This window comes from Siminovitchia sp. FSL W7-1587, from assembly GCF_037963795.1.
Taxonomy (GTDB): domain Bacteria; phylum Bacillota; class Bacilli; order Bacillales; family Bacillaceae_C; genus Siminovitchia; species Siminovitchia thermophila.
The window spans coordinates 3,360,884-3,381,223 of sequence record NZ_CP150169.1 but is presented as its reverse complement, the minus strand read 5'-3'; the positions used below and the strand labels follow the sequence as shown (position 1 = coordinate 3,381,223).

The 20,340-nt window shown below is 41.7% G+C and carries 22 protein-coding genes; 5 read left to right on the top strand and 17 right to left on the bottom strand.

Features of this window, described 5'->3' with window-relative positions:
• Positions 1–18 precede the first annotated feature (18 nt).
• The 10 genes from NST31_RS15880 to NST31_RS15835 all read right to left on the bottom strand — a co-directional run bounded on the left by NST31_RS15880 (position 19) and on the right by NST31_RS15835 (position 10,632).
• Positions 19–126, bottom strand: coding sequence for a MetS family NSS transporter small subunit (locus tag NST31_RS15880; protein WP_236016967.1), 108 nt, complete (start codon positions 124–126; stop codon positions 19–21).
• Positions 123–1,637, bottom strand: coding sequence for a sodium-dependent transporter (locus NST31_RS15875; RefSeq protein ID WP_339161936.1), 1,515 nt, complete (start codon positions 1,635–1,637; stop codon positions 123–125). The genes NST31_RS15880 and NST31_RS15875 overlap by 4 nt, the downstream gene beginning before the upstream one ends.
• A 167-nt stretch (positions 1,638–1,804) precedes the next feature.
• Positions 1,805–3,382, bottom strand: coding sequence for a Na+/H+ antiporter NhaC family protein (locus NST31_RS15870; protein ID WP_339161934.1), 1,578 nt, complete (start codon positions 3,380–3,382; stop codon positions 1,805–1,807).
• A 216-nt stretch (positions 3,383–3,598) separates the two neighbouring features.
• Positions 3,599–4,366 carry a sporulation protein YunB gene (gene yunB, locus NST31_RS15865; protein WP_077111125.1) on the bottom strand — a complete coding sequence of 256 codons (768 nt, stop codon included), beginning with the start codon at positions 4,364–4,366 and terminating at the stop codon, positions 3,599–3,601.
• A gap of 67 nt (positions 4,367–4,433) precedes the next feature.
• On the bottom strand, positions 4,434–4,736 hold the full coding sequence (locus NST31_RS15860; RefSeq protein ID WP_077111124.1) for a DUF1805 domain-containing protein: 303 nt from the start codon (positions 4,734–4,736) through the stop codon (positions 4,434–4,436).
• 501 nt (positions 4,737–5,237) lie between these two features.
• Complete coding sequence (locus NST31_RS15855) at positions 5,238–6,608, bottom strand: bifunctional UDP-sugar hydrolase/5'-nucleotidase (RefSeq protein ID WP_339161932.1); 1,371 nt, start codon at positions 6,606–6,608, stop codon at positions 5,238–5,240.
• An 18-nt stretch (positions 6,609–6,626) separates the two neighbouring features.
• Positions 6,627–7,469, bottom strand: coding sequence for a DUF72 domain-containing protein (locus tag NST31_RS15850; RefSeq protein ID WP_339161929.1), 843 nt, complete (start codon positions 7,467–7,469; stop codon positions 6,627–6,629).
• Positions 7,470–7,617: 148 nt separating this feature from the next.
• Positions 7,618–8,001: an aspartate 1-decarboxylase gene (gene panD / locus NST31_RS15845; protein WP_077111121.1), complete on the bottom strand. Its 384-nt coding sequence runs from the start codon at positions 7,999–8,001 to the stop codon at positions 7,618–7,620.
• 563 nt (positions 8,002–8,564) lie between these two features.
• Entirely contained in the window at positions 8,565–9,527 is a 963-nt protein-coding gene (locus NST31_RS15840; RefSeq protein ID WP_077111120.1) for a ring-cleaving dioxygenase, read from the bottom strand.
• 721 nt (positions 9,528–10,248) lie between these two features.
• Positions 10,249–10,632 carry a hypothetical protein gene (locus NST31_RS15835; protein WP_077111119.1) on the bottom strand — a complete coding sequence of 128 codons (384 nt, stop codon included), beginning with the start codon at positions 10,630–10,632 and terminating at the stop codon, positions 10,249–10,251.
• A gap of 271 nt (positions 10,633–10,903) precedes the next feature.
• On the opposite strand from NST31_RS15835, the gene NST31_RS15830 reads away from it, so the two are divergent.
• Entirely contained in the window at positions 10,904–11,572 is a 669-nt protein-coding gene (locus tag NST31_RS15830) for a helix-turn-helix domain-containing protein (protein ID WP_339161926.1), read from the top strand.
• A 204-nt stretch (positions 11,573–11,776) separates the two neighbouring features.
• Here NST31_RS15830 and NST31_RS15825 read toward each other — a convergent pair whose 3' ends face one another.
• Positions 11,777–12,253 (bottom strand): glutathione peroxidase, encoded by a 477-nt coding sequence (locus NST31_RS15825; RefSeq protein ID WP_077111117.1) that lies wholly within the window; start codon positions 12,251–12,253, stop codon positions 11,777–11,779.
• 377 nt (positions 12,254–12,630) lie between these two features.
• Positions 12,631–12,846, bottom strand: a complete 216-nt coding sequence (locus tag NST31_RS15820; protein WP_077111116.1) for a DUF3955 domain-containing protein — start codon at positions 12,844–12,846, stop codon at positions 12,631–12,633.
• Positions 12,847–13,234: 388 nt separating this feature from the next.
• Here NST31_RS15820 and NST31_RS15815 point away from each other — a divergent pair, with 388 nt between their 5' ends.
• The 4 genes from NST31_RS15815 to NST31_RS15800 are packed head-to-tail and all read left to right on the top strand — an operon-like array spanning position 13,235 to position 14,775.
• Positions 13,235–13,612 (top strand): GntR family transcriptional regulator, encoded by a 378-nt coding sequence (locus NST31_RS15815; RefSeq protein WP_077111115.1) that lies wholly within the window; start codon positions 13,235–13,237, stop codon positions 13,610–13,612.
• A complete protein-coding gene (locus NST31_RS15810; protein WP_077111114.1) occupies positions 13,612–14,145 on the top strand; it encodes an ATP-binding cassette domain-containing protein in 534 nt (177 codons plus the stop codon). Before NST31_RS15815 ends, NST31_RS15810 begins: the two co-directional genes overlap by 1 nt.
• Positions 14,142–14,483: an ABC-2 transporter permease gene (locus NST31_RS15805; protein WP_077111113.1), complete on the top strand. Its 342-nt coding sequence runs from the start codon at positions 14,142–14,144 to the stop codon at positions 14,481–14,483. Before NST31_RS15810 ends, NST31_RS15805 begins: the two co-directional genes overlap by 4 nt.
• Positions 14,461–14,775, top strand: coding sequence for an ABC-2 transporter permease (locus NST31_RS15800; RefSeq protein WP_077111112.1), 315 nt, complete (start codon positions 14,461–14,463; stop codon positions 14,773–14,775). Before NST31_RS15805 ends, NST31_RS15800 begins: the two co-directional genes overlap by 23 nt.
• A gap of 130 nt (positions 14,776–14,905) precedes the next feature.
• Here the strand turns inward: NST31_RS15800 and sufB are convergent, their stop codons facing one another.
• The 5 genes from sufB to sufC are packed head-to-tail and all read right to left on the bottom strand — an operon-like array spanning position 14,906 to position 20,097.
• Positions 14,906–16,303, bottom strand: coding sequence for a Fe-S cluster assembly protein SufB (gene sufB, locus NST31_RS15795; RefSeq protein ID WP_077111111.1), 1,398 nt, complete (start codon positions 16,301–16,303; stop codon positions 14,906–14,908).
• Positions 16,304–16,321: 18 nt separating this feature from the next.
• Positions 16,322–16,765, bottom strand: a complete 444-nt coding sequence (sufU, locus tag NST31_RS15790; protein ID WP_077111109.1) for a Fe-S cluster assembly sulfur transfer protein SufU — start codon at positions 16,763–16,765, stop codon at positions 16,322–16,324.
• A complete protein-coding gene (locus tag NST31_RS15785) occupies positions 16,755–17,984 on the bottom strand; it encodes a cysteine desulfurase (protein WP_077111108.1) in 1,230 nt (409 codons plus the stop codon). The genes sufU and NST31_RS15785 overlap by 11 nt, the downstream gene beginning before the upstream one ends.
• Positions 17,984–19,294 (bottom strand): Fe-S cluster assembly protein SufD, encoded by a 1,311-nt coding sequence (gene sufD, locus NST31_RS15780; protein WP_077111106.1) that lies wholly within the window; start codon positions 19,292–19,294, stop codon positions 17,984–17,986. The genes NST31_RS15785 and sufD overlap by 1 nt, the downstream gene beginning before the upstream one ends.
• A gap of 17 nt (positions 19,295–19,311) precedes the next feature.
• The gene (sufC, locus tag NST31_RS15775; RefSeq protein WP_077111104.1) at positions 19,312–20,097 is read right to left on the bottom strand and encodes a Fe-S cluster assembly ATPase SufC; all 786 of its coding nucleotides are present in this window, start codon (positions 20,095–20,097) and stop codon (positions 19,312–19,314) included.
• Positions 20,098–20,340: the final 243 nt, after the last annotated feature.

Sequence of the window (20,340 nt, the reverse complement as noted above, 5' to 3'; positions counted from 1 at the left end):
TTTGGCCATCATGCAGGTTTATTGTTTTTTCGACTTGGATATGGCTACTCCAACGCTTGCAGCAAATCCACCCCAAATAATAATAGCGCCAATAAACATCATCGCAATAGCACTGCCGCTCATCATACAACCTCCTTATCAACTTTGGAAGCCGAGTAATCCAGACTGTGGCCTTTCCATGGCTTTAATGTCATAAGTACGCCGAAGAACATGGCGCCAAGGGCGACCGTCCATCCATATTTGAACAAGAATTCGCGTGGAAAATCTCCATAATCGCCGATAAGGTTTTGACGCAGGTTATCAAACATCATGTAACCGAGAACAATTGGCGTGATGACAGACAATGAAATTCTCCACCAGGCGCCAAGTTTGATATCGGAAACAGAGTCAGCATGTGCTTGCAACGACTTTAGTTCTTTTGCAAACCAGGCGATAAACACAACTTCAAACAGCCCTGCCAAGGCTACTCCAAATTGATTGATGAAATAGTCGGCAACATCAAGCAAATTCAACCCGTTTTGCGTGGAAAACACCAGTGCAACAAGAGCTGTCAAGCCTCCGCCAAATGTAACCGCTTTCGTTCTTGAGACGTTGAATTTTTCCTGGACTCCCGCAATATACGTCTCTACAATCGAGATAAGCGAGGTCAGGCCCGCCAACGTCAACGATACGAAAAACAAAACGCCAAAAGCATGCTGAAATCCTGGCATTTCATTAATAATGCTCGGAAATACGGAGAACGCAAGCAACACTCCCCCCTGGACAACTTCGTTCACCCCAACTCCTTGCTGGGCAGCCATAAATCCTAATGCCGCAAAAACGCCAAAGCCGGCGAGCAATTCAAAACCGGAATTCGCAAACCCAGTAATAAAGGCGCTATTTGTAATATCAGCTTTTTTAGGCAAATAACTGGAATAAGTAACCATAATAGCAAATCCGATAGACAAGCTAAAGAAGATTTGCCCATATGCGGCAACCCAAACTTTTCCATTCATAATAGAGCCCCAATCAGGTTTGAAGAAAGTGTTCAGCCCGTCGACTGCTCCCTCCAAAGTAAGAGCTCGAATAACAATAATGACAAACAAAACGACCAGCAAAGGAATCATAATTTTTGCTGCTACCTCAATACCTTTTTTAACACCGGCATACATGATTCCAAGAACGATTAACCAAACTAAAATTAATGGAATAAGAACACCTGGAACAAAGCTGCCGAAGGAAGCAGTATCTCCTACTTTCAAGTAATCAGCGACTAAAAAGTCCGTCGTATCCGCTCCCCACTTAAGATTGAATGAAAAAACAGTGTACGACATAGCCCATGCAATAATGACGGAATAATAGGTTGCGATGACAAAGGCAATGGCGATTTGCCACCAGCCGATCCATTCTCCTCCCCGCTTAATTCTTGCCAGAGAAAGCGGCGCAGATCCCCGGTACTTATGACCAATCGTAAACTCTAAAATTAAAAGTGGGATCCCTGCCGTAAGCAAGGCAAACAAATAGGGAAAAAAGAATGCCCCTCCCCCATTGTCATACGCAACACCCGGAAAGCGCCAAATGTTTCCCAGCCCGATCGCCGAACCGACCGCGGCAAATATAAAACCGGCCCTCGATCCGAATTGCGCTCGGTTTTCCATACATAAAACCCCCTTTATCATTTAATTTTCTCTTGAGAAAAGTCTGACAATTCAACAGCTTAGAATTAGTATAGCGACTCACAATGCCTTTGTCAAAGGAAATATCATTTCAGCGTGACATCATTACTATTTTAATATAGAAAACGACAGCTTGTGCTGTCGCCTTCCTATTTGGTTTTCAATGTCTTATGCCCAAAATCATTCTGTTTAAAAAACAGCGCAAATATGAGTAGTAATGCAGCTACGGTCACTAAACCCCAAATGGTAGAATGGGTCAGACCCAGCACGATATATCCCGCTCCCGAAATGGCAGCTGCCGTAAGAGCATACGGCAATTGTGTCAACACATGGTCAATGTGGTTGCATCCAGCACCGGTCGATGAAAGGATCGTTGTGTCCGAAATAGGTGAACAGTGGTCCCCAAATACGGCACCCGCTAACACGGAAGCCATGACGGGAAGCAACATAGACACATCTGTCGTTGCAACAATTTGCCCCGCAATCGGCAACAAAATCCCGAACGAGCCCCATGATGTGCCTGTAGCAAATGCCATCAGTCCGGCAAAAACAAATACGATAAAAGGTAAAAATGATATATTTAAAGACGACTTTGCAACGATATTCCCCAAATAAACACCTGTTCCCAACTGATCAATAAGCGAAGTAATGGTCCAAGCAAACACTAAAATGAGCACTGCAGGTACCATGGATTGGATGCCAAATCTAATCCCGGTTAACAAAAGTGAAGAATGCAGTTTTCTATGGGCCACCTGCTGACGAATAAATAAAAAGATCGTAATAGCCAGGCTAATAACACCGCCACATACAAGGGCCAGCGAAACATCCGCATTTCCAAAAATATCTATAGGCGCCGTGACGCTGTCACTGTTTTTTAATCCGCTCCAGACAATCACAGCAATCGTCCCAATAAACAGCGTTACAATCGGAACAATCAAATCACCAACGGTTCCGTTTTCTCCGACAGGCAAATCTTCTTTAATCTCCCCGGGAATTTCTTTTTTAGGGTCGTACGGAACCCCTGTTTCCATTGTACGCCTTTCATGCATTTTCATGCTTCCAAAATCAATATTTCGGGAGACAGTGATAAAAACGAGCCCCAGGGCAGCCCAAACATATAGATTCATCGGTATCATTTCCAAAAAAGCGGCAAATGCGGAAATGTCATTGATATTATGGGTAGCAAATACGGTTCCGACGATTCCAATGATAAAGGCGCCCCAACTGGAAACAGGAGAAACAACACACACTGGTGCCGACGTCGAGTCAATAATATAGGCGAGCTTTGCCCTTGATACACGATGCCGATCTGTAATCGGTCGGGCAACCTGACCAACCGCAAGCGCATTGAAATAATCATCAATGAAAATGGCGATTCCCAATATAGCGGATAATATTTGCGCCCCGATCCTGCTTTTCACCTTGGTAAGTGCCCACTCTCCAAAAGCCCTGCTTCCTCCTGTTATGTTAATGAGCGCTGTTATCGCCCCTAAAATAAACAAAAATAAGATAATATATATATTCCAAGTATCGAATCCGTCTTCCTTCAAAAAGATTCCTTTTACTGCCTCCCATATCAGAATGAATGTCGCGACAACATCCCCTTTTCCAAGCAGAAGAGCAGATACGACAATCCCTGTTCCGAGAGACAGTAAAACACGGCGCGTCAGCATGACCATTACGACCGCAAGTAATGGCGGAAGCAAAGACAAGATTGAGTTTTCCATGACAAACCTCCATTGAGTAAAAACAAAGATGCGTTTATGATTTTTCACGCGCACGTTCTCTTTCCATCCTCTTTGGGAGCAGACGAGTAAAAGGAAATTTTAGCAAAATAGTATTGGCCATCCAAGAAAAGCGATTTATAAACTTCTACCACCATGTTGAAAATGTTTTCAGAACGTACCAAAACATGATATCATTAATTTTTTTCGCTGACAATACTATGGAGAATTGTCCTGTTTTGGGAATTGTATGGATGGGTTGGTTGTTCCGCCGTTGTTGTAAAATTGTGGAACGTCTCCCGGATACAATCCTATAGCAATAGGAACTTCCTGTTGAACAACCGCCTCTTTAGTCCCAAACGGGATAATGATCTGTACATTCACCTGAACTTGAATGGATATCGTAACAAACATATTATTAATGGGATATTGTTCCACTCTTGTGTCAACGTTTGTGGAGACATCCCCAATAGCGGTAAACCGGATTGGAATCCGTGGACCCAAGTTACCGAGAAGAGCATTTTTTGTCGCCTGGCCTAGCGGGAAAGAATAAACGATTCCTTCACCCTGAGAAGATGATTCATAATCAAATTCGACCCCGGTGTCTTCTCTAAGGGCATCCAGATTACCAGCTTCGGCCTGCTTTAAATTCGACTGGATTGCCCTGGAAATATCTGCTTGAATTTGGTTGATGATGTCTGTTTTATATTGTACAGAGGAACCTCCCGATTGATTCGGAACGATTTCCGTAATCTCCCGTATGTCTTTTACGTTTGGAATCACCTCTTTGACAGCCCGGCTAATAACCATGGGAGCAATTTTTTTCGTTTGTGATTCCGCATATCTCGTTAATGTTGGCTTAATCCCGTAATTGACGATCCAAAGCCCGGCAGCTGTTGACAATAAAAAAAAGACGAATGAAATCAACATAACATAACGGAACGGCAACGGACCGCGCCGGAACTTGCGCGCACGAAAATGAGCCAAAAAAATCCCCTCCCATGACTAGCATATGCGAACATTTAGGGTAATAGCTCTTTGAGAAAAAATTCATTTAAATCATTTTTAATAGCGCATCGCGCCCTGCCATTCCGGCAAATATCCCACGCTCCTCAGCAGCAATTGTCACGGATTCGAGCGGGCCTTCCAGCAGTTCTTCTATCGTTCGCACTCCAACAGCTCTCCCCGCAATGATCCCCCGGTCTTTAAGCTTTTTATTTAAAAGCCCGATATCAAGAGCACCACACATAATGTATCCACGATCATTGGACACAGTGAGAAGCGTCGTTTTTGGCAAGCGGACAACAGAGGCTACAAACATGTGCCCGTCAATGATTACAGGTTCAATAGAAATCATTCCATCCACCCCTTCTGATACCCATATATATGAAAAGGGCAAATGAGCGTTCCCGCAACTGGGCGTGAGCGTGAGCTTGCGCCCTGCCACATAAACGCGCGTTTCTCGTTTTATCCAATGGTATTTCGCTTATACAGTGGGAGGGGCCCTTGCTAATATGCGAGCAGGTTATCCGTATACGGGGAATTTTTCCCCTTACCCTCGGGGGAGTTTTTCCTTATCCGTGGGTATTTCTGTTTATATGCGGGGAATCTATCCTATATGGGGGAGCTTCTCCTTATACGCAAGGAGCTTTCCCCTCACCCTACGGCATTTCTCCTTATATGCGGGGAATCTCTGCTTATACGCGGGGAGCTTCTCCTTATACGCAAGGTGCTTTCCTCTCACCCTACGGCATTTCTCCTTATATGCGGGGAATCTTCCTATATGGGGAGCTTCTCCTTATACGCAAGGAGCTTTCCTCACCCCACAGCATTTCTCCTTATATGCGGGCATTCTCCCTTATTTATACAACTGGATTAAATGCCACTCCATTACATCTCGCAAAAATTCGGGGAGATAATATGTTTTCATTTGAGCATGCTGGATTTGCGGGAAAAATTTACCGAAAGTAAATGTATCAATTGTGGCAATTTTATAGGTCTCTTCAAGATTGAGAGGCTTGCCGCCAATTTGGAGGATATTGTTTTGAAAATCTGCTTCAATATGATGATAAACAAATTTTCCCATCATGACACCTCTGAACCCCAATCCTTTAAATGTAAGTTGAGGCAACTGGGTCTCCTCAGCTTGATACAGGACTTCTCGTAATGCTCCACCGTCCAGCTCCACTAGGCAAGGATTGATCGGATGCGGCAGCATTTGGTGTATATCATATTTAGTGACCTGACCCTCGTCCAGCGGGGCAAGGAACAGCCCTGAATTGACCAGTGCACCATCCGCACCACACCAGTGATAGAGGGCTTCGGCGAGCATCGCCGGAAGCTCTGAATTTTTATCCCAAGAATATGTAAGCGGATTCGGAAGGGAAACAACTTCCGTGGATAGCAACTTTTTGCCAATTTCTCTCCATTCGTGCATTTGCTCGGTTTCATCTGGAGGAGCAGCCAAGTAGGCCGTTTCAAATAGGGTAGCATTGAATGTCTTGGCAGATACATCTTCAATCTCCCATTCCGCCGCCACGTAACCGACATATTCACCATACCTTCCTGCAGCTCCCAATAAAGCTGCACCTGCCGGTTCTCCATTTGGCAAAACGTGATGCGTATGTCCTCCCAAGATGAGATCAACTCCGGGTTCATTTTCCGCTATCCAGCGATCAGCCTGCAGGCCCAAGTGAGATAGCACAATAATGACATCCGCTTCTTTCCGAAGTAGTTCAATTTGCTTGGAGAGTTCATGAAGAGGTTCAGTAAGCTCCCAATCCAAAAGCTTATATAATCGGTGATAATAGGCGGTTACGCCCGTCACCCCGATTTTCGTCCCTCTGGAAGTCATATAAATTTGACGCGGAAGGGCCCAAGCCGGCCTTTTTCCTTCCGGCAAAAAAAGGTTGGCCAACACTATATCAAATTGTGCGTCACTATACAGCTCATTCAATGAACGATGATCCAATGTCATCCCCTCATTGTTACCGATCGTAACAGCTGTATAACCGGCTTCATTTATCAATGTGACGTTCCCTTTTCCCTTAGTCCCTTCTGTAAAAGGGTGCCATCTATCAACAAAATCGCCGCAATCAAAAATGAAAACATCTTCACCGTCTGCTTCGTGAGCCTCTCTTCTTTCTACTAAAAAATGATTGATCCGCGGCCAATTTTCCAAGTGACTGTGAATGTCGTTCGTATGATAAATATGGACTTTTTCCTTCACTGATCCACTTCCCATCCATCAAAACAAATCAAGTTGCCTTGTTGCAAGTCCTTTATATTGTATGCCCAGCAAATGAATCAATTCTTTCGCATTGCCGGCGGCATCCCCGCCGGAATTATTATTGAAGAGGACAAAGACATCCTTCGTTTCCGTTTGCAGATTTAAAATGTTTTCTTTCCATTGTTCCAACTCCGCTTGATTATAGCGGTATAAATAGCGAGTCGCCCTCCAATTTTTACCACCTGGCTTCATCCATGCGGCCGTATTCCGCCCATGCATGCGGATAAGCGCTTTTTCCTCATGGGTGGCCGCAAGCACGATCGGAACAGAGCCTTCCCCCACTTGCGGTTCATCACACACAACATGGATCCACCCTTCGTTTTTTAAAAACTGAAGTGTCTTTTCCTGTAAATGAGGAGAGAACCAAGTTCGATTTCTAAATTCCACGGCAACCGGAAACCTTTCCATCCATTTCCGACACATCCGTAAATAATCAACATTCTCTTTCGTACAATCGAACCATGGTGGGAACTGGAACAATACCATCGCCAATTTCCCACTTTCAGCGAACGGCTCAATGGACTCAACATAAGCGTTAAACATTTCTTCTCTCGAAGAAAACGGCATTTCCCCGCGCTCATGCCCTGTCATCCCTTGGTAGGCTTTCACAACAAACCGAAAATCGTCGGGTGTATCTTTGACCCATCGTTCCACGTTGCGGGCCGGCTGAACAGCATAAAAGAAGGAGTCAACCTCAACGGCCGGAAAATGGGCACTATACTCTTTTAATTTATCACGCGAAGCGATTCCTTTCGGATAAATATCGTGGTCGCCCCAACCAGTTACTCCTACATAAATCATATACTCACCAACATTTCGTTTTCATAACTATTATAGCAAAGGCAATCATGAACACGAAGCATATTACCTGTTATTCGGCATTCAGATGATCAAGGCAATGATCTGGCGTCAAAAATCGCTTGACAGGTGTTTTGCGCTTTCATGACAATCACAAAATCGTATTTTCTGGCTCGGCCGACAGAATTTCCTGAATACGATTGTTTTCATCCATAATCGCAACTTTGGGCTTATGGGCAGCGATATTTTCTTCCGGAACAAGAATGTAGGAAATGATAATAACGATATCCCCCACTTGTACAAGGCGAGCTGCAGCCCCATTTAAACAGATGATACCACTTCCTCTTTCTCCCGGAATGATATATGTTTCCAAGCGGGCACCGTTGTTATTGTTGACAATTTGAACTTTTTCGTTTTCGACCATTCCTACTTCATCTAATATATCCGCGTCAATTGTAATACTTCCCACATAATGCAAATTGGCCTCAGTTACACGTGCGCGGTGAATTTTCCCATTCATCATCGTTCTAAACATACTCATTCCTCCTGCTTGAACATTCAATTATCAGTCAAAAAAATCTTGGCAAAAAGGCAGAAGGTTCCTATGATACTTTTAATTTTTCACCCTCTGTCCCTGTCCGAAAATGGATCCGGGCAGACATACATATCATAACAGCTTAGCAAAGGTGCGGTTCAAACCATGATACCGCCCATTTAAATGATATCAACAACAGAATTTCTAAAGCTATGAAAATCCACACGGCATACATTCTGCAAGACAATATAAAAACAACGAAAAAATCATGTCAGATTGAGAATTTTTCCAAATACGATAACCACTAAGGCCATATTTTTATAGTAAAAAAGGAAGATTCAATATATACATGAAAGCCATTATGGACCGTATATGTTATTGACAAACAGAGTCCCAAACGAACAAACTTTGATGGATCAAAAATGGGAATGTAGAAGACATTTTCTTTCAGCTTCTCAAAAACCCTTCACTTATTCCGGTTGAAAAAATTGGCATGCCACTGTTCTCGATCTTCAAAAGTCTTTGGCAATCGGACTTGGTTTCATTTCTTCCTTTTCTCAAGTTTAGTCTAAAGGCTTCAATCGTGCCTCTATCTCTTCACGACGATGCTCCAAAAATGGAGGCAGTGCCAAGCTTTCACCTAAATGTTCCAATTCCTCATCAATATCAAAACCGGGCCCGTCTGTCGCCAGTTCAATCGTAATCCCGTTTGGATCTTTTAAATAAACAGAGCGAAAGTAAAAGCGATCAACAAAACCGGAATGAGCAATATTATGTTCATTTAGCTTATCAATCCATGCATGGAATTCTTCTTCATTATCTACACGTAATGCAATATGATGAACACTCCCGCGTCCCGGGCGCTCCTCGGTTACATCTAACCTGTGCTCTAAGTGAATCTCAGCACCTGTTCCTCCTTCTCCCGTTTCGTATACTACAATATCCGGCTGCCCTTTAACAGAAGATGCATATTGCCCTTTCTTCCGGAATCCCAAAACATTAGTAAACAAGTCTACAGTCCCCTCTATATTGGCAATGGTTAATTGTGAAGGACCAAGTCCCACAATACCGAACTCTTTGGGAATCGGAGATTTACCCCAGGGAGTACCACCTTTTACTCCTTTGTTATTTTCATCCGACACCAGAATAAGCCTTTGCCCTTCAAAATCATTGAAAGCCAACGTTAATCTACCTGCTCGCTCTTTTATTTCTTCATGAGGCACACTCATTCTTTTAAAGCGTTCTTGCCAATAAGAAAGAGCTTTATCATTCGGTACTCGAAGGGATGTTGCAGAAATGCTGTTATTCCCTTGATATGTTTTTCCAGCTCGTGGAATTTCAAAAAAAGTTAAATCTGTTCCTGGACTGCCTGTTTCATCAGCATAAAACAAATGGTACATAGATGGGGTATCCTGATTCACTGTTTTTTTTACTAAGCGCAAACCCAGAATATTTGTATAAAAGTCTTTATTCGCCCTTGCATTTGCTGTAATAGCGGAAACATGATGGATTCCTTTTAATTCCACTGTAACTCCTCCTTGGTTTGATTTTTCGGCAATAAAATGGTGCCTTTTTCCATTTACTTCTTGAACGAGGACTACTCGCCATTTGCAACACCGTGCACTATGTCACATTAAGGCTGTTCACTTAATCCAATTGGTACAAGAACGTCAAATTTATACAGCAAGTACTCTCCAAATCTTGATTAAAAACCGAAACCAAAAATCTATTGTTCTTTAAAAAACCATTCCCTAGTTTGACTAATTTTTATCAGTTTAACACTAAAAGGTCAACTTTTAAAAATGGATCCAGTCACTGACCATCCATTGGCATTTAAATTTTTCACTTAAAAACCCTGTTTTTTTACTAAAGCAAGTGTAACGTAACCTATATAAAAGAACACAATATTTCATCAGTTTGAAGCGGAACGATTAAGCTGCTAAAACAAGCAAACAAACTCGAAAAGTCATAACGCATGATGACACTATATAAGAGACCGGCCAACATTAACTCGTGCCACTAGAGGACATAACTGGGGGAGCGTAATGAAAGTGCTTATCCGCTGCTGTTTTCCATTTCGAACGCGTTTATCCCACTAGGTAAGTCTTCCTTGCTATCAGTAAAAGTCGCTAAATATTGAAATAAACACTTCGATGATGCTTTTTTCTTAATAATACAACGATCGTTATCAGCCACATACTACGATATTCTTTGATTTTACGGACACAAGTACAGCGAACAAACTGATTAATAAGACATATCATGTTTGGGATTGCAGTCAGTATAAACAATAAAAGGCTCGGCTTTAGCGATTAGATGTTGCAACCCATAGCCAATCCATTTCAACTCGGCGGCCATAACATTTTGATAACTGTAGTTCAGCATAGTGACACCCACCTCTAGAACTTCTTTTAAAGACTCAAAATTGTCTCCACCAATGCGTATTTTGAGGCACAGCAGGCTATAAATAGCTGTTTTATCCACCTTATCTAACATAATATTGTTTTTTAGCTTGTATTCTTTTTTCCTGCCGTCAAATTCAACGAAATTCTTTAAATGTGGCTTCAAATCCAAAAAGCTCCTTTTTTCTGAACAATAACGTTGAAATTCCTGCAATAATTCAATATCCATATTCCATTCCCCCATTTATTATTTTATCCCATCGCCAGTTTCCAACATTACTTTGACAAAGCATAACTCATAGATTCTTTTTGATCCCTTATCGCATTTTTCCTGTCGATTATCGTTTTGACCTCTCATTTATTTCTATTGCAATAAATACATTACCAAATTATTTCTTTAAAAATAACACATACCTCACTTTATTGCAAATGTTTTTTTATAATGTAATTTTATTGCTTTAGTTATAATTCTGTTATATAATACGATTGAGGTGATGAAGGTGAGTAAAAATGAGTTAGGGGGATTTATAAAAGAAATCCGATTATCTCAAAATATATCTAAATCTGAGATGGCCAGATATTCAGGAGTGAGTCAGCCTTACATGAGCCAAATCGAAACAGGAAAAAGAATTCCGACACCTGACATCTTAGAAAAAATCGCTAACAATCTCACTAAAAACCTACATTATAAAGTGAGCTTTGCGGACCTGCTGGAAAAATCAGGATACTCAAAGTTAGCCAAAGGCCAGCGATTATTAGAATCAGTTGCGCTAGAATTTGCAAAACCAATGCCCGACAAGCTCCAGCTAGGTACTGGTAACGTACGCAACGCAAATGTTGTTGCAGAGCATGAAAAAAGTTACATGCCTGAAAGTTTTATAAGAGACATAAAAAAATGGAACACTTGGATCAAAGCTGAAAATGAAGAAACATATTCCCTCTCGGATGGCCAAAAAATAAAAATACAGCTAGATGAAAATAATTTATACAATTTAAAGCGTATACTGAACCAGAATGATAAACCTGTTAGTTGGAATGAACCGCGCGAGGAAAGTTTTGTGTTGCCGCAAAACTTAAAAAGGCTGCTATATACAGTCATTGAAGCCAATATAGAAATTTACAAAGAGATCATAAAAGACGCAGAGCTGACTGAAAAGAAAGAAACATAAAACAGATCCTGATATTTTTGTGATACTGCCGAAACTTTACACTCGTAAAAACGGAAGCGAATAAACAAAGACCAGCATTAAATGACCATGCCGTACCGAATTCTCATAAATGATGGCCCTCATAATAAAAAACCCCTATTCAAGAGGTTATTGATTGATACATTACTCGGAAATCTTTCAATGAGGTCAATGGATAAGTAAAGCTTATAATACTTTCTGTACATCAGCTTCGATTTTCGCCGGATCTGTTGTGGGGGCATAGCGTTCAACCACAATGCCGTTGCGGTCTACAAGGAATTTCGTGAAGTTCCACTTGATGTTCTTCATTAAGAACCCCTTTTTCTGTTCCTTTAGAAAAATAAACAGAGGATCAGCATGAGCTCCATTTACATCGACTTTTGCGAAAATCGGAAAAGACACTCCATAGTTAGTTTGACAAAATTCAATCGTTTCTTCAATATGAGCAAATTCCTGATTTTGAAATTGATCACAAGGAAAGCCGAGGATTTCCAAACCATTGTCTTTGTACTTTTCATACAGTTCCTGCAATCCTTTGAACTGTGGTGTTAATCCACACTTGCTTGCTGTGTTCACAATAATGAGCGGCTTGCCTTCGTAATCTTTCAGAGATTTCAAATCACCATTTGTCTTTCTTACTTCAAAGTCATAAACAGTTGTCATGATGATTCCCCCCTCATCATCCATCTATCGCGATGAAATGTAATGCACACAATACAACTTTTTTCTGAAACTGCTCATGATGTCTATATGGCCACAAGAGCATACATTGATTACACTATAACATTGATACAATAGCAGATGAACATTTTCTTCTTTAAATCTTGTACGAGACTCCAAAGAGTGATCTCAAGATATCATTGAATAAAGACCTGCCATCTTGCACATGGTTGTTGTTTTACCACGCCCGTATCGGATCAAGAACTCATATATTTTCACTTCTTGAAATTCAAATGAAACCTTTATAATAACCCCACTATTCATAATATTCCATGAATAACACCGAACTGACTGCTATGTCGTTTTTTATACTATCCTTCTTAATCATGTTTCCCTCTTTGGATGGCTGTCACAATAGTCACGAATAATAACGCTGCGATTCCACTAAATAACAAAAGAAAACTAATCGGAATTAAGAAAAAAGGTTCTTTTAATGTTCCATCTGCTTCAACCTCTGCTCCTATGACCTCATAACTAATCAAACAAATAACACCCGCTACAATTGGTAATAAAGCTAATAAAAATCTTTTTTTCATGTTAACTCTCCTTCATTCATTTAATGTATCTTCTTGATATTTAAAAATATGGCCTGGCTGGCAACAAACGCCAAAACAGCAAACCTAAAAAAGGCAACGCTCATGCTTATCATCTTTAACCACTTTGCTAATTCTTTGTTTCAAATACCATTCCCCTCTCTTGTTACTATTGCATTCTAATACAAACCTGATCAATTTTCAATATTTTTTTATCGTAATTCAATATATTTTTACCCTTTTACATTATAGGTATGAAGTGAAGGACTAAATCTTAGCAACGAAAATTGGTAATAATAAATCATTAGGTTCACTTGACTTCTCGCACAATTTGACTATATTGTACTTATACAGATTATACAGTTAGCACACTTTAAATAGAGGTGTTGTAATGGAAATTTTCATTCGCAAAAACAGCGATTTACCTATATATGAACAAGTGACGACCCAAATCAAAGCACTTATTTCAAAAGGAAAACTATCGCCAGGTGAAGCGATTCCCTCAATGCGGGCGCTTGCTAAAAAGCTCGGTATTAGCGTCATCACCGTTCAACGTGCTTATGATGAACTTGCTAAAGAAGGTTTTATTGAGACGATTCCAGCAAAGGGATCATTTATCTCAGAAAACTGTTTGGCATTTTTTGAAGAAGAAATGACAAAAAAGCTTGAAATGCATTTACAATCAGCGGTGCAAATCGCACACGATTTCGATATACCCATCACAACTTTGCATGAACTCATTGATTTTTTTAACGAGGAGGAAGACTAATGGCAAATGCAATTGATGTTAATCGTTTATGTAAAAAACTTGATACATTCACACTTAACGATATTAGCTTTACCGTGCCTCAAGGAGCAATTGTCGGTTTGGTTGGTGAGAATGGCGCTGATAAAACAACTACCATAAAATTATTGATGGACGTTATGAAAAAAGACAGTGGTGATGTAACATTTTTTTCCGATCAAAAAAAAGTAAACAGTACCGACTTAAAAGAAGATATTGCCATCGTCTATGATGACATAAATTTTTATGACAAATTAAACGCTGTCAAAATTGATAAAATTATAATGAATAAAGATGATTTATTGTATGGTTACGGGATTGCGCGTTGTTCCAAACAACAATTTGAGTTGATCCCAAAAGGACTAATATTTGCTTATCTGCAACATGAAGCAATTTATCATGTCATTATTAACGACGCACATGGATTTAAAGAAGCGTATCCCGAAATTGTCGTCGACAAAGTCGCACTCGATGAACTATTAGCGATCTATATTAGAAGGGAGAAAAACACCGCATGAAAGGTTTAATTATAAAAGACTTATTAACCGTCATAAACAATGGAAAAGGTTTGCTGCTTATGATGACCATTTTAGCCGTTGCCATTGTACCGACACAAGATCTAGCTTCATTCGTGATTGCTGGCATTGCCATCTGTAGCATGATGAGTATTACTTCATTTTCAATAGACCATCAAAGTGAGTGGGAAAAATTCGCACTCACATTTCCGATAAAAAGACAGGACATTGCAAAAAATAAATTTATTACGCTAGTTGTCTTTGTCTTGATTGGCGTTATCCTGTCCACTATTATTGGCGGCCTCATAGCACTTATTATTGGAAAAATACCAACATTCTGAATTTACCTCCTTTATCGCTTTAGGCGTATTATTATCACTTATTTTCGGAACAAACTCCATAGTCATGCTCTTTAAATTCGGTGCCGAAAAAACACGTATGTACTTATTCGTAAGCTATGCTGTTCCTGGTGCCATCATCGCCTTTATCTTTTCAAAACTATCAGAGATGGGCATCGTACTCACACAACAAACCATTTTAAAGCTGTTTGCCTTCTCACCTATATTCGTCATCATTTGGATGCTCATCGGCTACATGCTTTCTGCTCGTATTATGATGAAGAAAGAATATTAAAAAAGGATAAAGAGCTATTATATATATCCTATGTCACTTGATTTTGTTTCTAAATCGTACATGTTTCGCGAAAAATAAATGGGTACAAAAAACCCGCCACAAGCGTTGTTGTGACGGGTTTTATCATCTATTAACCAATCGAACCTTCCATTTCAAATTTGATGAGACGGTTCATTTCCACCGCGTATTCCATTGGCAGTTCTTTTGTAAAGGGCTCGATGAAGCCCATAACGATCATTTCGACTGCTTCTTGTTCGCTGATTCCGCGGCTCATCAAATAGAAGAGCTGTTCTTCCGAAACTTTGGACACTTTCGCTTCGTGTTCAAGCGAGATATTGTCGTTTAATATCTCGTTATACGGGATTGTATCGGAAGTGGATTTGTCATCTAAAATCATCGTATCACATTCGATATTGGATCGCGCGCCATCTGCTTTACGTCCAAAATGAACGATTCCGCGGTATGTGACTTTACCGCCGTGCTGTGACATTGATTTGGATACGATTGATGATGTCGTGTTAGGCGCCAGGTGGATCATTTTAGCGCCTGAGTCCTGATGCTGGCCTTTTCCGGCCAACGCAATAGATAATGTCAGGCCTCTTGCACCTTCTCCTTTTAAAAAGACGGCAGGATATTTCATCGTAACCTTGGAGCCGAAGTTGCCATCGATCCATTCCATCGTCGCACGCTCATGGCAGACTGCCCGTTTTGTAACAAGATTATAAACGTTGTTCGCCCAGTTTTGAATGGTCGTATATCGGCAGTACCCGTCTTTTTTGACGATGATTTCAACGACTGCGCTGTGCAATGAATTCGTCGTATAAACAGGCGCCGTACACCCTTCCACATAGTGGACGGACGCGCCTTCATCCACGATAATCAACGTCCGTTCAAACTGTCCCATATTTTCGGAGTTGATCCGGAAATAGGCTTGTAGCGGCGTATCGACTTTTACGCCAGGCGGCACGTATATAAACGATCCTCCGGACCAGACTGCCGAGTTCAAAGCAGAAAACTTGTTGTCGGTTGGCGGAATAACTGTCGCCCAGTGCTCACGGAAAATATCTTCATTTTCTTTCAGAGCTGAGTCCGTATCTTTAAAGACGATCCCCATTTTTTCGAGATCTTCTTTCATATTGTGATAAACAACCTCAGACTCGTATTGCGCCGAAACACCGGCCAAATATTTTTGTTCAGCCTCCGGGATGCCCAACTTGTCAAATGTTTGCTTAATTTCCTCTGGCACTTCGTCCCAGGAACGCTCTGTATGCTCAGACGGTTTCACGTAATATCTAATTTCATCAAAGTTTAGGGCGTTTAAATCGCCGCCCCATTGCGGCATTGGCATTTTGTAAAAGTGTTCAAGTGATTTCAACCGGAAATCGAGCATCCATTGAGGCTCTTCTTTCATTTTTGATATTTCTTCAACGATCTCCCGCGTCAAACCGCGCTCGGTACGGAAAACGGAAACGTCTCGATCCCTGAAACCATACTTGTAATCACCAATTTCGGGTATTTGCTTCGCCATTGTACATTCCTCCCTCTTTTATTGGTGCTGCTTTAATCCTTTTTCCATCGCTTTCCATGCGAGCGTGGCGCATTTAATACGCGCTGGAAATTTGGATACTCCTTGTAAGGCTTCGATATCGCCAAGATCAAGATCTTCTTCTTCGTCGTCAAGATCATTCCCTTGAATCATTTCAGAGAAGATATGCGCAAGTTTCAAAGCCGAATCCGTATCTTGGCCAATGATTGCCTGTGTCATCATGGAAGCCGATGCCATGGAAATGGAGCAGCCTTCCCCTTCAAATTTGGCATCAGCCACTTTTCCGTTATCCAGCTTCATCGTTAGATGGATTCGGTCTCCGCATGTCGGGTTGTTCATGTCCACCGTCAGGCTTCCGTCTTGTAAACTCCCTCTGTTCCGCGGATTTTTGTAATGGTCCATGATCACTTGCCTGTACAGATTATCAAGGTTGTTAAAAGACATTCGTGAAATACTCCTTTGTTTTGACAAGGCCTTCAACGAGTCTGTCAATGTCTTGTTCGTTGTTGTATATATAAAAGCTTGCCCTGGCTGTCGCAGAAACATCCAGCCATTTCATAAGCGGTTGTGCACAATGATGACCTGCCCTGACGGCAATCCCTTCCGAATCAAGCACTGTAGCTACATCATGGGGATGGACTTCTTCCAGATTGAATGTGACAACGCCTGCCCGCTTTTCCGGTTCAACAGGTCCATAAATGGTTAAACCGTCAAGTTGGGACATCTTCTCCATCGCATAAGCCGCAAGTTTATGCTCATGCTCCAGGATGGCTTCCTGTCCAATCTCATTTAAAAAGTCGATCGCGACACCAAGACCAATTGCGCCGGCAATAATCGGCGTTCCGGCTTCAAATTTCCATGGAAGTTCCTTCCACGTTGATTCGTACAGCCCGACAAAGTCAATCATTTCACCGCCAAACTCGATCGGTTCCATGTTTTCAAGATGTTCTTTTTTTCCATATAAAATGCCAATCCCTGTCGGCGCGCCCATTTTATGGCCGGAAAACGCATAAAAGTCGACATCCAGATCTTTTACATCAACCTTAATATGCGGCGCACCCTGGGCGCCATCCACGACCATGACCGCGCCATTTCGGTGGGCAATGGCAGCCAATTCTTTAATCGGGTTGATAACACCCAACACATTCGATACGTGTGTAACGGAAACAATTTTCGTTTTCTCGCTGATCGTATTGGCCGCATCGTCCAGATTGATCGTGCCGTCTTCTTGAAGAGGTATATATTTCAGAGTTGCCCCTTTTTCCTTGGCGATCTGCTGCCAAGGAATAATGTTGCTGTGATGTTCCATATAGGTGATGACGATTTCATCGCCTTCCTCTACATTGGCACGTCCGTAGCTGGCGGCAACTATGTTGAGCGCCGTTGTCGTCCCTCTTGTAAAAATCACTTCTTCGGCAGAGGAAGCATTGAGAAAGTTCCTTGCCTTTTCGCGGGCGCCTTCATATTTGTCTGTTGCCTTCGTCCCCAGCGTGTGCACACCACGGTGAACATTCGAATTATAGCCTTTATAATATTCATCCAGAGCTGCAATGACTTGGATCGGCTTTTGAGAGGTCGCAGCACTATCCAAGTACACAAGCGGATGTCCATTCACTTCCTGGTCCAATATGGGAAACTGTTTGCGAACCTCACTCCAGTTCATTATTGCACTTTCCTTTCAATAATCTCGACCAATTGGCGTTTCACTGCTTCGATCGGCAGCTTTTCTACAACAGGAGCGAGGAACCCATGAATAATGAGACGCTCAGCATCCGCTTTGGAAATCCCGCGGCTCATCATATAAAAGAGCTGTAATGGATCTACACGGCCTACTGATGCCGCATGTCCCGCAATAACGTCATCTTCATCAATGAGCAAAATCGGGTTGGCGTCCCCTCTTGCCCTTTCACTTAACATTAAGACACGAGATTCCTGATTAGCGTTTGCCTTTGATGCGCCCTTTTCAATTTTCCCAATTCCGTTAAAGATGGACGAAGCAGAATCTTTCATCACACCATGGCTTAAAATAAAACCTTCCGTATGTCTGCCAAAATGCACAATGCTTGTCGTAAAGTTTTGCGTTTGGCTGCCTCTTCCAACCACAACCGTCTTCGCATCCCCGCTTGAACCTTCGCCAATTAAGTTTGTTGTATTTTCTGCAATCGTGTTGCCGTCATTCATTAATCCAAGCGCCCAATCAAGCTGTGCGTCCCGTCCGGTAATTCCCCGGCGGTTGATATATACAGTGGAGCCTTTTGCCAACGTATCGACCGCCCCATAAACCACTTTGGCGTTTTGATTGGCAATCACCTCGGAAACAATATTGACGATTCCGTTTACTTCATCGTTCGTGGACAAATAATTTTCCACATATGTGACCGAACTGTTGTCATCCGCCACGATGAGGACATGGTTAAACATGGCGGCGTCTTTATCATCAAAAATATAAACAGCCTGAACAGGATCTTTTATTTGAACATTCTTCGGCACATATAAAAATGCTCCACCATTGACAAGCGCTGCATGAAACGCCGTCAATTTATGTTCATCCACTTTTACTGCATCCGTCATAAAATATTTTTTCACCAGATCGGAATGCTCCGCAATGGCTGTGAATATATCAGTAAAAATGACACCCTGCTCTTTCAATTGTTCGGATACATTTATATATGCAACCTGCTGATTAAACTGGACATATAAATTCTGATCTTTTTCTTCTATATTAATGACAGATTGAGCCGCTTCAGGCAAATCGGAAAGAGAAGCAAATGTCTGGCCTTCGGCCTCATGTTTCGGGAATTCGGTGAAATTCCAATTCGTAATCCTTGTTTTGTCCGGCTTTGGCATCGGAAGTTCATCCATTTTGCCAAATGCGTCCAATCTAAACTGTGTAAACCATTCAGGTTCGTTATGCTTGCTTGAAAAAGAGCGAATGTATTGTTGATCGATCGTCATTTTCGTATCAGTTGTCATTTCAATCCCCCTACCGCTTATGCTTCCTGGCCAACTGTTTCATCTTCAATGCCAAGTTCTGCCTTGATCCAGTCATACCCTTCCGCTTCCAAACGCTGTGCCAGTTCAGGACCGCCGGATTTTACGATCCTTCCTTGCATCATTACGTGGACATAGTCGGGGGCGATGTAGTTAAGAAGCCGTTGGTAGTGAGTAATGATCAAGCACCCAAAGTCGTCGCTTCTCATCTCGTTGATTCCTTGCGAAACTACTTTCAATGCATCTATATCAAGGCCAGAGTCAATTTCATCCAAAATGGCAATCTTCGGTTTTAACATTAACAACTGCAATATTTCGTTGCGCTTTTTCTCCCCGCCGGAGAATCCTTCATTCAAATAGCGCTGAGCCATGTTGGGGTCCATCTCAAGAAGTTCCATTTTCTTATCCATGTCACGGATAAATTTCATTAAGGAAATTTCTTTTCCTTCTTCTCTGCGAGCATTTATCGCTGTGCGTAAAAATTCGGCATTTGTCACTCCGCTGATTTCACTCGGATACTGCATGGCCGCAAACAAACCAGCCCGCGCACGCTCATCCACTTCCATTTCCAGGACATCTTCGCCATCCAGCGTAATGCTTCCACTCGTTACTTCGTATCTGGGATGACCCATGATTGCAGCGGACAATGTCGATTTACCGGTTCCATTTGGTCCCATTACAGCATGAAATTCTCCGCCATTTATTTCCAGGTTTACGCCCTTTAAGATCTCTTTTCCGTCAATGGATACATTAAGATCTTTAATTGTTAACGTTGAAGCCATCATCATTACCTCCGGATATAGAAAAGTATTTGAAGCTTGAATTGTTTTTTGTCTAATTCCTAGTCTCCATATTATCGCATTTTAAAATTATTATCAACTAGACAGCGTAAAAGTATCGGTTTTTCAAATTTTATTTGAGAATTTTCTCATTAAAAACAGGCCTTTGTTAATACAAAGGCCTGGTTGTCATTGTCCATGCGTCATGTTTCCGGATATCGTTAATATTACCTGTCGGGATTCTACATA